This window comes from Aestuariivirga sp., assembly GCF_046294715.1.
Taxonomy (GTDB): Bacteria; Pseudomonadota; Alphaproteobacteria; order Rhizobiales; family Aestuariivirgaceae; genus Aestuariivirga.
Genome location: NZ_JBKBKI010000003.1, coordinates 13457 through 25661, shown reverse-complemented (window position 1 = coordinate 25661; position 12205 = coordinate 13457). Strand labels below are relative to the sequence as shown.

11 protein-coding genes are annotated in these 12205 nt (G+C 66.3%); 7 read left to right on the top strand and 4 right to left on the bottom strand.

The features are described 5' to 3' along the window. Positions 1 to 3: 3 nt before the first annotated feature. Positions 4 to 924, top strand: a complete 921-nt coding sequence (locus ACK4HL_RS03180) for a ring-cleaving dioxygenase (protein WP_409756588.1) — start codon at positions 4 to 6, stop codon at positions 922 to 924. Between the two features lie 72 nt (positions 925 to 996). Here ACK4HL_RS03180 and ACK4HL_RS03175 read toward each other — a convergent pair whose 3' ends face one another. Then, on the bottom strand, positions 997 to 2670 hold the full coding sequence (locus ACK4HL_RS03175) for a hydantoinase B/oxoprolinase family protein (protein ID WP_409756587.1): 1674 nt from the start codon (positions 2668 to 2670) through the stop codon (positions 997 to 999). Continuing rightward, entirely contained in the window at positions 2667 to 4751 is a 2085-nt protein-coding gene (locus ACK4HL_RS03170; RefSeq protein ID WP_409756586.1) for a hydantoinase/oxoprolinase family protein, read from the bottom strand. Before ACK4HL_RS03170 ends, ACK4HL_RS03175 begins: the two co-directional genes overlap by 4 nt. A gap of 97 nt (positions 4752 to 4848) precedes the next feature. On the opposite strand from ACK4HL_RS03170, the gene ACK4HL_RS03165 reads away from it, so the two are divergent. Beyond that, a complete protein-coding gene (locus ACK4HL_RS03165) occupies positions 4849 to 5874 on the top strand; it encodes a LacI family DNA-binding transcriptional regulator (protein WP_409756585.1) in 1026 nt (341 codons plus the stop codon). A gap of 31 nt (positions 5875 to 5905) precedes the next feature. On the opposite strand, the gene ACK4HL_RS03160 is transcribed toward ACK4HL_RS03165, so the two are convergent. Both ACK4HL_RS03160 and ACK4HL_RS03155 read right to left on the bottom strand, forming a co-directional pair. Further along, positions 5906 to 6907, bottom strand: coding sequence for a Gfo/Idh/MocA family oxidoreductase (locus ACK4HL_RS03160; protein WP_409756584.1), 1002 nt, complete (start codon positions 6905 to 6907; stop codon positions 5906 to 5908). A 55-nt stretch (positions 6908 to 6962) separates the two neighbouring features. After that, complete coding sequence (locus ACK4HL_RS03155) at positions 6963 to 7877, bottom strand: LysR family transcriptional regulator (RefSeq protein ID WP_409756583.1); 915 nt, start codon at positions 7875 to 7877, stop codon at positions 6963 to 6965. Positions 7878 to 7990: 113 nt separating this feature from the next. Here ACK4HL_RS03155 and ACK4HL_RS03150 point away from each other — a divergent pair, with 113 nt between their 5' ends. From ACK4HL_RS03150 to ACK4HL_RS03130, 5 genes are read left to right on the top strand one after another with little or no spacing between them, the layout of a single operon-like run. Continuing rightward, positions 7991 to 8719 carry a LamB/YcsF family protein gene (locus ACK4HL_RS03150; RefSeq protein WP_409756582.1) on the top strand — a complete coding sequence of 243 codons (729 nt, stop codon included), beginning with the start codon at positions 7991 to 7993 and terminating at the stop codon, positions 8717 to 8719. Between the two features lie 24 nt (positions 8720 to 8743). After that, positions 8744 to 8974, top strand: a complete 231-nt coding sequence (locus tag ACK4HL_RS03145; RefSeq protein ID WP_409756581.1) for an acetyl-CoA carboxylase — start codon at positions 8744 to 8746, stop codon at positions 8972 to 8974. A gap of 2 nt (positions 8975 to 8976) precedes the next feature. Beyond that, a complete protein-coding gene (locus ACK4HL_RS03140) occupies positions 8977 to 10344 on the top strand; it encodes an acetyl-CoA carboxylase biotin carboxylase subunit (protein ID WP_409756580.1) in 1368 nt (455 codons plus the stop codon). 17 nt (positions 10345 to 10361) lie between these two features. Beyond that, positions 10362 to 11237, top strand: coding sequence for a 5-oxoprolinase subunit B family protein (locus tag ACK4HL_RS03135; RefSeq protein ID WP_409756579.1), 876 nt, complete (start codon positions 10362 to 10364; stop codon positions 11235 to 11237). Beyond that, positions 11227 to 12195, top strand: coding sequence for a biotin-dependent carboxyltransferase family protein (locus ACK4HL_RS03130; RefSeq protein WP_409756578.1), 969 nt, complete (start codon positions 11227 to 11229; stop codon positions 12193 to 12195). Before ACK4HL_RS03135 ends, ACK4HL_RS03130 begins: the two co-directional genes overlap by 11 nt. The last annotated feature ends 10 nt before the right edge of the window (positions 12196 to 12205 follow it).

Sequence of the window (12205 nt, the reverse complement as noted above, 5' to 3'; positions counted from 1 at the left end):
GCCATGAACCTCAAGGGCTTCCACCACCTCACCGCCGTCACCGCCGACGCCCCCGGAAACCACAAGTTCTACACCGAGACGCTGGGGCTGCGCCTGGTCAAGAAGACGGTGAACCAGGACGACACCTCCGCCTATCACCTGTTCTATGCCGACGGCGTGGGCTCACCGGGCACCGACATCACGTTTTTCGATTGGCCGGTGGGCCGCGAGCGGCGGGGGACGCACGCGGTGACGCGCACCGGTTTCCGGGTGGCAAGCGAGGCGTCGCTTTCCTGGTGGCAGCACCGCTTCACGATGCTGAGCGTGAAGCAGGAAAAGATCGGCGAACAGGCCGGCCGGCCCACGCTCGCCTTCGAGGATCACGAAGGCCAGCGCCTGGCGCTCGTCGCCGACGGCGAGGGCGAGGCCCATTCCTGGGAGAAGAGCCCGGTTCCGTCAGAACATCAGATCCGCGGCCTCGGCCCGATCACCATGAGCGTTCCCGACATCCGCCACACCGACATGGTGCTGACGAATCTCATGAACATGGTGCCGACGGGGAGCTTCTCCGGCACCCACGTCTACAGAATGGCAGCGCCCGGCGCCGTGGGCGAACTCCACGTGACGGTGGATCCCGCGCTGCCGCCCGCCCAGCAGGGTGCCGGTGGCGTGCATCACGTCGCCTTCAACATTCCGTATGCGGATTATGACGCCTGGGCCGAAAGGCTGCGCACCATGCGCGTGCCGAACTCCGGCCCGGTGGACCGCTTCTGGTTCAGGAGCCTCTATTTCCGTGAGCCGAACGGCGTCTTGTTCGAACTCGCCACCGACGCGCCGGGCTTCGCAACCGATGAGCCGATGGACAAGCTCGGCACCACGCTCTCGCTGCCGCCCTTCCTCGAAGCCCGCCGCGAGCAGATCGAGGCGGGGCTGAAGAAGCTGTGAGTTCTGCTTTCTCCCTCTCCCGTGGCGTGAGCCATGGGAGAGGGTGGCCGAAAGGCGGGTGAGGGCCCCTTCCTACTCGCCCTCGAAACCGTAGTCGCGCCGGGCCGCTTCGGCCGAAACGAGCCCCGCGGCGATGTCGGCTTCCAGCGCCTCGCGGTCGCGCTTGTCGGGTGGGCCGAAGCCGCCGCCCCCGGGAAGCTTGAGCACCAGGCTGTCACCCTTGGCGATGATGTGAATGCCCTTGTCCGGCAGCTTCTCCCCCGAACCCCGGGCCGCCTCGCCGGGGCAGCCCGGAAGGCCGCCTTCGCGGCCCCGTGCTGGATGGATGGTGCGGTCGAAGGTGGCTGCCGAAATGGCGAAGGGCGCATCTTCGCGGTTGGCGATCTCGATCAGCTGCGAGGCGCCGCCGCGCCACTGCCCCGCGCCGCCCGAATCCGCAAGGTAATGCTTGCGCTTGAAATAGAGCGGGCACTGCGTCTCCGTCACTTCGACGGGGATCGTGCCCACGCCAGAAGGGAAGGCGGTGGTGGCGAGCCCGTCCTTGCCGGGCCGGCCGCCGATGCCGCCGAGCCCCATGTTGATCACCGCGAAGGGCTTTGCCTTCGCCGTCTGCTCCGGCGGAACCCGTCCGTGCGCGGAGTAAAGCGACAGGATCCAGATCGGCCCCGCGCTCTCCGCCTGCACCGTGCCGGGCAGCGCCTGGGCGAGGCAGCCGAACACGCTGTCGGCCAGCATCTGGCCGATCACGTGGCGCGCCGTTACCGGCGAGGGGCGGATCGGGTCCACGATGGTGCCGGGCTCGGTCACGAGGTCGAAGCAGGAGAGGGAGCCGATGTTGTTCGGCACGTGCGGCGCGATCACCGCCTTCAGCCCGAACACCGCATAGGCGTGCGTGTAGGTGCGCGGCGAATTGATGCCGAACAGCGAGGCGGGGGATGAGCCGGAGAAATCCACCGTGATCTTGCCGTTCCGGATCGTCAGCTTCGACTTCAGCACCAGCTCGCGCTCATAGCCGTCGAGCGGCATCTCGTAAGCCCACTCGCCCTCGGGCAGCGCCTTGATCGCCTCTCGCGCACCCTTCTCGGACTTGGTGAGGATGTGCTTCGCCAGCGCGTCGAGCGAGGTGAGCCGGAACTCCTTCATCATGTCGATGAGGCGGCGGGCCCCCGTGTCGTTGGCGCTGATGAGCGAGAGGACGTCGCCCTTCACCTCAACGGGTGCGCGCGAATTGGCGAGGATGATGGAGAGCAGCTCCTCGTTGAGCTTTCCCTCCTTGCGGATCTTGAGGTGCGGAATGAGGGTTCCCTCCTCGTAGGAGGAATTGGCCTTGGCGGACATGCCGACGCCGCCCACGTCGATCACGTGGCAGGTCGAGGCGAAGAAGGCCACGAGCTTCCGGCCCAGGAACACCGGCGTCATCATCACGTAGTCGAAGAGATGCCCGGTGCCGAGCCATGGATCGTTGGTGATGAAGACGTCACCCGGCTTCATGGTGGATTGCGGATAGTGCCTGAAGAAGTGCGCAACCGCGGTGGCCATGGTGTTGACGTGGCCGGGCGTGCCCGTCATCGCCTGCGCGATCATGTTGCCTTGCGTGTCGTAGACGCCGGCGGAGAGATCGCCCGCCTCGCGGGTGATGGTGCCGAAGGCGGTGCGGAGAAGGGATTGCGCCTGCTCCTCGACCACCGCGATCAGGCGGTTCCACATGACCTGCGTGCGGATGGCGGCGAGTGCGTTCCTGCTCATCGCGTGCGCTCCAGAACGATGTAACCGAGGGAATTGACCGAGGCCTTGAAGTTGGCGCCGACGATGGTGGAGGTCTCGTCCTCCGCGATGATCGCCGGGCCCTTGACGGCGGCACCCGGCTTCATGTCGAAGCGCCAGTAGACGGGGACTTGCACTTGCCGGCCGAGCGCCGGATCATAAACCGTGCGCTTCGAGCGCGGCTTCGGCGGCGGCTTCTTCGCGGCCTTCGCGGCGCGCTTCGGCTTGATCGCCGGCGAGGAGACGGTGACCGACCAGGTGATCGCCTCCGCCTCCTGGTGCGGAATCCTGAGGCCGTAGACCTGCTCATAGAGCCGCTCGAACTCCGCCTTGAGCTTCGCGCCGTCGGATTTCGCGAGCGTCTTCACCGGCACGCTGACGCGGATTTCGTGGCCCTGGCCGATGTAGCGGCAGTCGGCGATGATGTGGATGTCGGGCTTCCTCCGCCCGAGCGCTGGCTCCACCACGGCGCGCGCATCCGCCGTCATGGAGGAGATGAGCGCGTTGACGCGGGCTGCGTCGAACTCCTCGAGCGAGACGACCGCGCTCCGGGTGATCTCGTATGCGACGGGTGCCCGGAGAAAACCGATAGCCGAGCCCACGCCCGCGCCGCGCGGCACGATGACGGTGTGAACCCCCACCTTTTCCGCCAGCCGGCAGGCATGGAGCGGTGCGCCGCCGCCGAAGGCGATCATGGTGCAGGAGGCGATGTCGCGCCCCCGCTCGATCGCATGCACGCGTGCGGCGTTCGCCATGTTCTCCTCGACGATCTCGGTGACGCCGGCGGCGGGCCAGAAATCCTTCAGGCCAAGCTTCTCGCCGATGTTCTTCTGGAGCGCGGCCCTCGCCGCCGCCTCGTCCAGCGCGATCTTGCCGCCGGCGAAATAGGCAGGATCGATCTTGCCGAGCGCCAGGTTGGCGTCCGTCACCGCGGGCTCGCTGCCGCCGCGGCCGTAGCACACCGGGCCGGGCGTGGAGCCGGCGCTGTCGGGGCCGACGGTGATGCGCGACAGCCTGTCGACGCGCGCGATGGAGCCTCCGCCTGCGCCGATCTCCACCATCTCGATCACCGGGATGCGGACGGGGATGCCCGAGCCCTTCATGTCGCGGTAGGCGCGGGCGATCTCGAACTTGCGGGCGCGCTCGGGCTCGCCATTGCTCAGCAGGCAGATCTTGGCGGTGGTGCCGCCCATGTCGAAGGAGAGCACCTCGGGCAGACCGCACTCCGCCGCGATCTCGCTTGCCAGGATCGCGCCGCCGGCGGGGCCGGACTCGACGAGCCGGATCGGAAAGCGCGCGGCCGTTTCGAGCGTCGTCAGCCCGCCGCCCGACATCATGAGAAAGAGCGGCGCGTCGAGCTCCATCTCCTTCAGCCCGTCGCGCAGGCGGTAGAGATAGCTCGCCATCAGCGGCCGCACATAGGCATTGGCGATGGTCGTCGAGAAGCGTTCGTATTCGCGGATTTCGGGGGCAACCTCGGAGGAGATGCAGATGGTGACCTGCTCGGGGAGACGCTTCGCCAGCAGCTCGCGCACCCGCTTTTCGTGCCGGTCATGCGCATAGGCGTGGAGGAAGCCGATGGCGACGGAGGTCACCTTCTCCGCAATGATCTTCTGCGCCAGGGCCGCGATGGCGCTTTCCTCGAGCGGCACGAGCACCTCGCCATCCGCCGAGAGGCGTTCCTTCACCTCGAGCCTCAGCGTGCGCGGCACCAGCGGCACCGGGCGGTCGATCATCAGGTCGTAATGGTCGAAGCGCTTCTCGTAGCCCTGTTCCACGATGTCGCGGAAGCCCTGGGTGGTGATGAAGGCCGTCTTCGCACCCTTGCGCTCGATCAGCGCGTTGGTGGCGAGCGTCGTGCCGTGGATGAAGACGGCGATATCCTTCGCCGCCAGTCCCGACTCTGCGAGAACGAGCCTGATGCCCTCGATCACGCCCAGTTCCGGCGCTTGGGTGGTGGTGAGGACCTTGCCGCTCCAGCGCTTGCGCCCGTCTTCGAGCACGATGTCCGTGAAGGTGCCGCCAATGTCCGCGGCGAGTTTTGCCTGCCTTGTCATGGGCATCCCCTAGGGCCAGGGCAGGGCGCTTTCAAGAGGCATTCGCATCCGGGAATTGATGGCCGTATTGCAGAAACTGCAGCGTCACTCTATCAATCCCCTCATGGCGAAGGTGACGATACAGGATGTGGCCCGCGTGGCGGGCGTGAGCGTTGCGACCGTGGACCGGGTGCTGAACCGCCGGCCCGGAGTGAGGAGCGTCACCGTCGGCAAGGTCGAAAGCGCCATCAGGGACCTGAACTACCAGCCGGACCGCATCGCGGCGCGGCTGGCGCGCTCCCGCGAATACCGTTTCTGCTTCGTGCTGCCGGACCGGGCGGGCGATTTCTGGGAGCGCATTAACGAGGAAGTGCGCACCATGGCGGAGCGCATGGCGGGCGAGCGCGTGGCGATCACGGTGAAGCGCGTCGATGTCTTCGATGGCGAACTCCTCGCCTCCACCCTCGATTCGATCGGCGACGTGCATGACGGCGTGGCGGTGGCCGCCCTCGACCACCCGGCGGTGCGCGAGGCGATCAATGCGCTTGCGGCACGCGGCGTCACCGTGGTGACGCTCGTCTCGGACGTGCCGGGCTCCAAGCGCGTTCACTATGCCGGGATCGACAATTCATCGGCCGGGCGCACCGCGGCGAGCCTGATGGGCCGGTTCCTCAGGGGCCTCTCGGGCAAGGTGGGGCTCATCGCCGGCTCGCTGGCCTTGCGCGACCACATCGAGCGCCAGTTCGGCTTCGAGCAGGTGCTGGCGCATGAATATCCCAATCTCCAGGTGCTGCCGGTGCGCGAGTCGCGCGACGACTGGCGCAAGCTCGAGGAGATGACGGCACAGCTTCTGGCCGAGCATCCGGACCTCCTGGGGCTCTACAACGTCGGCGGCGGCACCAAGGGCATCGTATCGGCGCTGGAGGCCGCGGGCCGCGCCAGGGACGTCGTTCTCCTCGCGCATGACCTTTCCGACACCAACCGCAAGGCGCTGATCCGCGGCACCATCGACGCGGTGATCAACCAGGATCCGGGCCACGAGGTGAGAAGCGCCATCCGCGTCTTGATCGCCAAGGCCGACAACGTGCCGCTGATCGAGAGCCAAGAGCGGATCAGGATCGACATCTTCCTGCGGGATAATCTGCCGTGATCACTCCGGCGCACCATCCCGGGAAAGGCCTCTATGTGTAGAGCAGAGGCCTCTTCTCATAGGCGATGGCAACCGTCTCGCCGGTCTTGAGCGATCTCACCCCGGCGTCCGTCACCGTCGTCGCCACGTAGCCGTCCCAGGCGGAGGAGCCCACGGGGCTGCCGCCCGTGATCGACTCGATCCACGCCTGGTTCTGGATGCGGTAGGCGGCGGAAAAGCGCGGGCGCCAGTCGGCCGCGAGGCCCGTCGCCGTCACGCCGGAACTCCGCACCTCCGTGTTGAGCGCCGGGCCGAACGAGATGGTGCCGGTTTCGCAGATGAGCTCGCCCTTCACGTCATATCCATATTGCGCGTTGAGGAAGAGCTCCACGTCGACGAGCTGGCCCTTGTCGGTCTCGAAGACGACGAGCATCGGATCATCGAAATGGGCGAGCTTCGATTTCTTCGCCCTGAACACCCGCACCGATGACAGCTCGGCGGAGAGCACGTGGCGGGCTATGTCCACCTCATGGACGCAGGAATTGACGATGGCGGCAACGGAATCGAAATAGGCGGGCGCCGTGGCGTTGCGGTGAACGCAGTGGAAGGCGAGCGCCTCGCCATAGCGCCCGGACTCGAGCAGGCCCTTCATCTCCGTGTAGCCGGGGTCGAAACGGCGCATGAAGCCGAGCTGCACGAGGCGGAGGCCTGCCGATAGCTCGGCATCGATCACCCGCATTCCCTCGGCCGCTGTGGGCGCGAGCGGCTTTTCGCACAGCACCGGCTTTCCGGCCCTGATGCAGGCGATGGTGAAGTCGGCATGGGTCGAGTCGGGCGAGGCGATGAGCACGGCCCCGACTTCGGGATCGGCGATGACGCCGAGTGGGTCGTTCACCGCGCGCTTCGCACCCGTCTCCGCAGCAATTGCCCGGGCGCGGTCCTCGTCGGCATCCGAAATCGCCACCAGATGGGCACCCGCCACCTGCCGCGCGATGATGCGGGCATGGTCCGCGCCCATGACGCCCGCCCCGATGATGCCGACTCCGATGCTCATGCCGTCCCCCGAACGAAGTTTGGGCGGCGAAACTAGCCGAGCCCCGCTTGCGGCGCTAGACCGAGCTTCCCGCCCCGCCGAAGGACAGGCTCATGAACTCGTGGAAGGTGCGCGCCGCGGGCCCCTGCGGCCGCGTGTGGTTCCAGGCGAGGCCGACGTCCATCGTCGGGATGTCCGCCACGACGTTGCGCAGTTCGATCCTCTGGCCCTCGAGCGACCACGGCCGGTACACCATGTCGGAAAGGATGGTGACGCCCATCCCGTCCGCCACCATCGAGCGCACCGCCTCGACCGAGGAGGTGGTGAAGATCGTGTTGGGCCGGAGCCCCGTCGGCTTCCAGTAGCGCGCCGCCGTCTGGTTCGCCTCGTCCACGGTGAGCATCACGTAGGGCTCGGCCGCAATGTCCTCGAGCGTGATCGCCTCGGCGGCGAGCAGCCTGTGCTCCACCGGAAGCCACAGCCTCCGGCGCGACCGGATCAGCGTCTCGTAGGCCAGCCGCTTGCGGTCCTGCAGGTTGGACACGAGCATCACCGCGAGATCGAGGGAGCCATCCTTCAACCCGCTTTCGATGGCGTTGCGCGGCAGTTCGTAGAGTTCGGCCCGCAGCCGCGGATAACTGCGCGCGAAGCGTGTATAATGCCGCGGCAGGAAATATCCCGCCACCGTGTAGGACACGCCGATCCGCACCGTGCCGCTGATCGCCGTGTCCTCCGTCAGGGGCGCATGCTGGGCGGCATTGACGGCCGCCATGATGTTGCGGGCATGCTGCAGGAAGCGCGCCCCCTCGGCCGTGAGGGAAACCCCGCTGGGCAGCCGCTTGAACAGGGCCACGCCCACGTCCTCCTCCAGTTGCTTGATGGCCGCGGTGACGGCGGACTGGGAAACATTGAGGGCCATCGCCGCCTGGCTCACCTGGCCCGCGTCCGCCGTGGCGATGAAATAGCGCACCTGCTTGATGGAGAGGGCCATATCTGTTTTTTCGATACCCCGATACAGTTTTTCTGATTTTACAATATTTCCGATGTCCCGCAATCTTCTCCTCAAGATGGCGCTTAAGCGCAGGGAATGAGGGAGGTTGCAGGGTGACGGTCATCAACTGTGACATGGGTGAGGCGTTCGGCCTCTACCGGATGGGCGACGACGCCGGGCTGATGCCGCTCATCGACGTGGCCAACGTGGCCTGCGGCTTCCACGCCTCTGATTTCAACCACATGCGCACCACCGTGCAGCTCGCCAAGCGGCACGGCGTGAAGGTGGGGGCGCATCCCTCCTTGCCGGATCTCCAGGGCTTCGGGCGCCGCGAGATGAAGATCGGCCGCGAGGAGCTCGCCAACTGCATCATCTACCAGGTGGGGGCGCTGAAGGGCTTCCTCGAGGCGGAAGGCATGAGCCTCAACCACATCAAGCCGCACGGCTCGCTCTACGGCATGGCGGCGCGCATGGAGGAGATCGCGCATGCGGTGTGCGACGCGGCGGATGTCTTCAAGGTGCCTCTGATGGGCATGATCAACACTTTCCACGAGAAGGTCTACACCGCCCGCGGCCACCGTTTCATCGCCGAATTCTATGCCGATCTCGACTACCGCGACGACGGCTCCCTGATCATCACCCGCGAGCACGAGGCGAAGGACCCCGCCCATGCCGCCGCCCTCTGCCTGCGCGCCATCCGCGAGGGCAAGGTCAGGGGCGTCGGCGGCAAGGACGTCGACGTCCGCGCCGATGCGATCTGCGTCCACTCGGACACGCCCAACGCGGTGGCAATCGCCAGCGCCGTGCGCGAGACCGTGAAGCCCTATATCGACGCCGCCTGAATTCCAGACAGACGAGGACAGACAATGGCCCAGCTTCTCTCACCCCTTCCCGGAACCTTCTACCGGAGGCCCGCCCCCGACAAGCCGCCCTACAAACAGGACGGCGACAGCGTCGCCAAGGGCGAGGTCGTGGGGCTGATCGAGGTGATGAAGTCCTTCAACGAGGTCAAGGCGGATGCCGCCGGAAAGATCAGGTTCCTGGCGGACAACGAGGAGCCGGTGATGGCCGGGCAGGCCTTGGCGGAGATCGGCTGAGGATGTCCATCCGCAAGCTCCTCATCGCCAACCGCGGCGAGATCGCGGTGCGCATCATCCGCGCGGCGCGGGAGCTGGGCATACGCACGGTTCAGGTGCATTCGGCGGCCGACGCCGAGTCGCTCGCCGTGAAGATGGCGGACGAGGCGGTGAACATCGGCCCCCCGCATGCCGCCAAATCCTATCTCAACATCGAGAACATCCTGAAGGCGGCGAAGGAGACCGGGGCTGACGCCGTTCACCCCGGCTATGGCTTCCTTGCCGAGAATGCCGCCTTCGCCGATGCGGTGGAAGAAGCCGGTCTCGTCTTCGTCGGGCCGAAGGGCGATTCGATCCGCGTCATGGGCGACAAGGTCGCGGCCCGTGTCGCTGCGGAATCGGCAGGCGTTCCCGTGGTGCCGGGCTCGGATGGGCGGGTGGACGATCCGGACCATGCAAAGAACATCGCACTCGCCATCGGCTTTCCGGTGATGATCAAGGCGGCGGCGGGCGGCGGCGGCCGCGGCATCCGCATCGCCCATGACATGGCGGAATTCGAGACGCTGATGCCGCAGGCGGCGGCCGAGGCCAAGGCGGCCTTCGGCGACGGCGGGCTCTACATCGAGAAGGTGATCGAGAAGGCGCGCCACATCGAGGTGCAGGTGCTGGGCGACGGCAAGCGCGCCATCCACTGCTTCGAGCGCGAGTGCTCGCTGCAGCGCCGGCGCCAGAAGGTGTGGGAGGAAGCGCCCTCCGCCGTGCTGCCGGACCATGTGCGCCAGAAGCTCTGCGCCTCCGCCGTGGCGCTGGCGGAAGCCGTGAACTACCGTGGCGCCGGCACGCTCGAATATCTCTATGACGACGAGACGCATCACTTCTACTTCATCGAGATGAACACCCGCATCCAGGTGGAGCACCCGGTGACGGAAATGATCACCGGCATCGACCTCGTGCGCGAGATGATCCGCATCGCCGGGGGCGAACCGCTGCGCGTTAGGCAGGACCAGGTGAGGATGAGCGGCCACGCCATCGAGGTGCGCATCAACGCCGAGGACCCGGCGAAGAACTTCATGCCCGCACCCGGCACCGTCACTTCGCTGCGGGTTCCCGGAGGGCCCGGCACGCGCTTCGACACCATGCTTTACCAGGGCTACCAGGTGCCGCCCTTCTACGATTCGCTGCTTGGCAAGCTCATCGTCTGGGACGAGACGCGCGAAAAGGCGATTGCCCGCATGGCGAGGGCGCTCGATGAGCTGGAGGTTGGCGGGCTGGCGACGACCAAGCCGCTGCACCAGCTCCTGGCGGAGAACGGGAACGTGCGCGAGGCAAGGTTCCACACGCGCTGGCTCGAGCCCTGGCTCGAGGCCAATGCCCACAGACTCAAGACGTGAGGGAGGATGGCGCTTACATGAAGACGAGGTATTCATACGGAGGCGACGAGCACATCTTCGTCGAATGCGACGAGGAGATGTCTCTCGAAGCCTTCTTCAAATCGCTGTCGATGGCGACGGCGACGAGGAAAGCCAGGATCAAGGGCGTGACCGAGATCTGCCCGGCCAACGCTTCCTTCCAGGTGAAGTTCGATCCGGACGTGATCAAGCCGTCCGACATGCTGAAGGAGCTGAAGGCGATCGAGAAGGCGGCGGCCAAGGCCAAGCCTGTCATCAAGTCGCGCATCATCGAGATTCCCGTCTACTACAACGATCCGTGGACGCACGAAACGCTGATGCGATTCCGTGAGCGCCACCAGGACCCGTCATCGACCGACATCGAGTATACCGCGCGCATCAACAACCTCGACGGTGTGGACGGCTTCATCAAAGCGCATTCGGGTGCCCCATGGTTCGTCTCCATGGTGGGCTTCGTCGCCGGGCTTCCGTTCCTCTACCAGATGGTGGACCGCGAACGTCAGATCCAGTCGCCCAAGTACCTGCGACCCCGCACCGACACGCCCAAGCTCACCGTGGGCCACGGCGGCTGCTTCGGCTGCATCTATTCGGTGCGCGGCGCCGGCGGCTACCAGATGTTCGGAATCACGCCGGTGCCGATCTACGACCCGAACCAGAAGATCAAGCACCTGAAGGATTTCATGTGCCTGTTCCGCCCCGGCGACATCGTGAAATGGAAACCCATCGACCGCGAGGAGTATGACGCGACGGTCGCCGCCGTGGAGAAAGGCCGCTTCAATCTCCGCATGAAGGACGTGACCTTCGACCTGCGCGAGTTCCAGAAGGACATGGACGGCTACAACGCCAAGCTGATGGGGGTGCTCAATGGCCGTTAAAGTCATCAAGCCCGGCCTCTCCACCACGGTGCAGGACCTGGGCCGCCCCGGCTACTATCACATCGGCATTCCGCTCTCGGGCGGCATGGACAGGCTGGCGCTGAAGGCCGCGAACCTGCTCGTCGGCAACAAGGAAGGAGCTGCCGTTCTCGAGGCCGTGTTCATGGGCCCCGAACTTCAGTTCACGGAAGATGCCACCGTCGCCGTCACTGGCGCCGAGCTTCCGCCCCGCGTCAACGGCGATCTGCGCGAGACATGGACCTCCTTCAAGGTGAAGAAGGGCCAGACGCTCTCCTTCGATTTCCTCAAGAAGGGCGCGCGCGCCTATATCGCCATCTCGGGCGGCATCGACGTGCCGGTGGTGCTCGGCTCGCGCTCCACCTACACGCTGGGCGCATTGGGCGGCTTCAAGGGCCGCAAGCTCGAGGCGGGAGACAGGCTGCCGGTGGGCAAGGGCAGGGCGGCGAAGGAAGGCCGCAGCGTGGCCGAGAAGCTGCGCCGCCCGAACGGCTCTCCGGCGGAGCTCCGCATGCTGCCGGGCCTCTATTGGCACCGCATCACCGCGGCCGCAGGCAAGCGGTTCTTCGAGGACGTGTGGAAGGTGGCGCCCGAGGCGGACCGCATCGGCTATCGCTTCCGGGGCGGCAAGCCGCTCGAGTTCGTGCCGCGCGAGCAGCCCTTCGGCGCGGGCTCGGACCCGTCCAACATCGTCGATGCCTGCTATCCCTACGGCTCGATCCAGGTGCCGGGCGGCACGGAGCCCATCGTGCTTCACCGCGATGCGGTCTCGGGTGGGGGCTATTTCATGGTCGGCACCGTGATCTCCGCCGACATGGACCTGATCGGGCAGCTGCAGCCCCACACGCCCGCCCGCTTCGTCGAAGTGACGATGTCCGAAGCGCTGAAGGCCCGCAAGGACCAGGCGAAACTCTACGACAGGATCAAGGCATCACTCTGAGGAGGAAACC

Coding starts and splice junctions, on each gene's coding strand:
- ACK4HL_RS03170 (WP_409756586.1), bottom strand. CDS start 4,751: ATGCCCATGACAAGGCAGGCAAAACTCGCCGCGGACATTGGCGGCACC.
- ACK4HL_RS03175 (WP_409756587.1), bottom strand. CDS start 2,670: ATGAGCAGGAACGCACTCGCCGCCATCCGCACGCAGGTCATGTGGAAC.
- ACK4HL_RS03140 (WP_409756580.1), top strand. CDS start 8,977: ATGTCCATCCGCAAGCTCCTCATCGCCAACCGCGGCGAGATCGCGGTG.
- ACK4HL_RS03135 (WP_409756579.1), top strand. CDS start 10,362: ATGAAGACGAGGTATTCATACGGAGGCGACGAGCACATCTTCGTCGAA.
- ACK4HL_RS03165 (WP_409756585.1), top strand. CDS start 4,849: ATGGCGAAGGTGACGATACAGGATGTGGCCCGCGTGGCGGGCGTGAGC.
- ACK4HL_RS03155 (WP_409756583.1), bottom strand. CDS start 7,877: ATGGCCCTCTCCATCAAGCAGGTGCGCTATTTCATCGCCACGGCGGAC.
- ACK4HL_RS03145 (WP_409756581.1), top strand. CDS start 8,744: ATGGCCCAGCTTCTCTCACCCCTTCCCGGAACCTTCTACCGGAGGCCC.
- ACK4HL_RS03180 (WP_409756588.1), top strand. CDS start 4: ATGAACCTCAAGGGCTTCCACCACCTCACCGCCGTCACCGCCGACGCC.
- ACK4HL_RS03130 (WP_409756578.1), top strand. CDS start 11,227: ATGGCCGTTAAAGTCATCAAGCCCGGCCTCTCCACCACGGTGCAGGAC.
- ACK4HL_RS03160 (WP_409756584.1), bottom strand. CDS start 6,907: ATGAGCATCGGAGTCGGCATCATCGGGGCGGGCGTCATGGGCGCGGAC.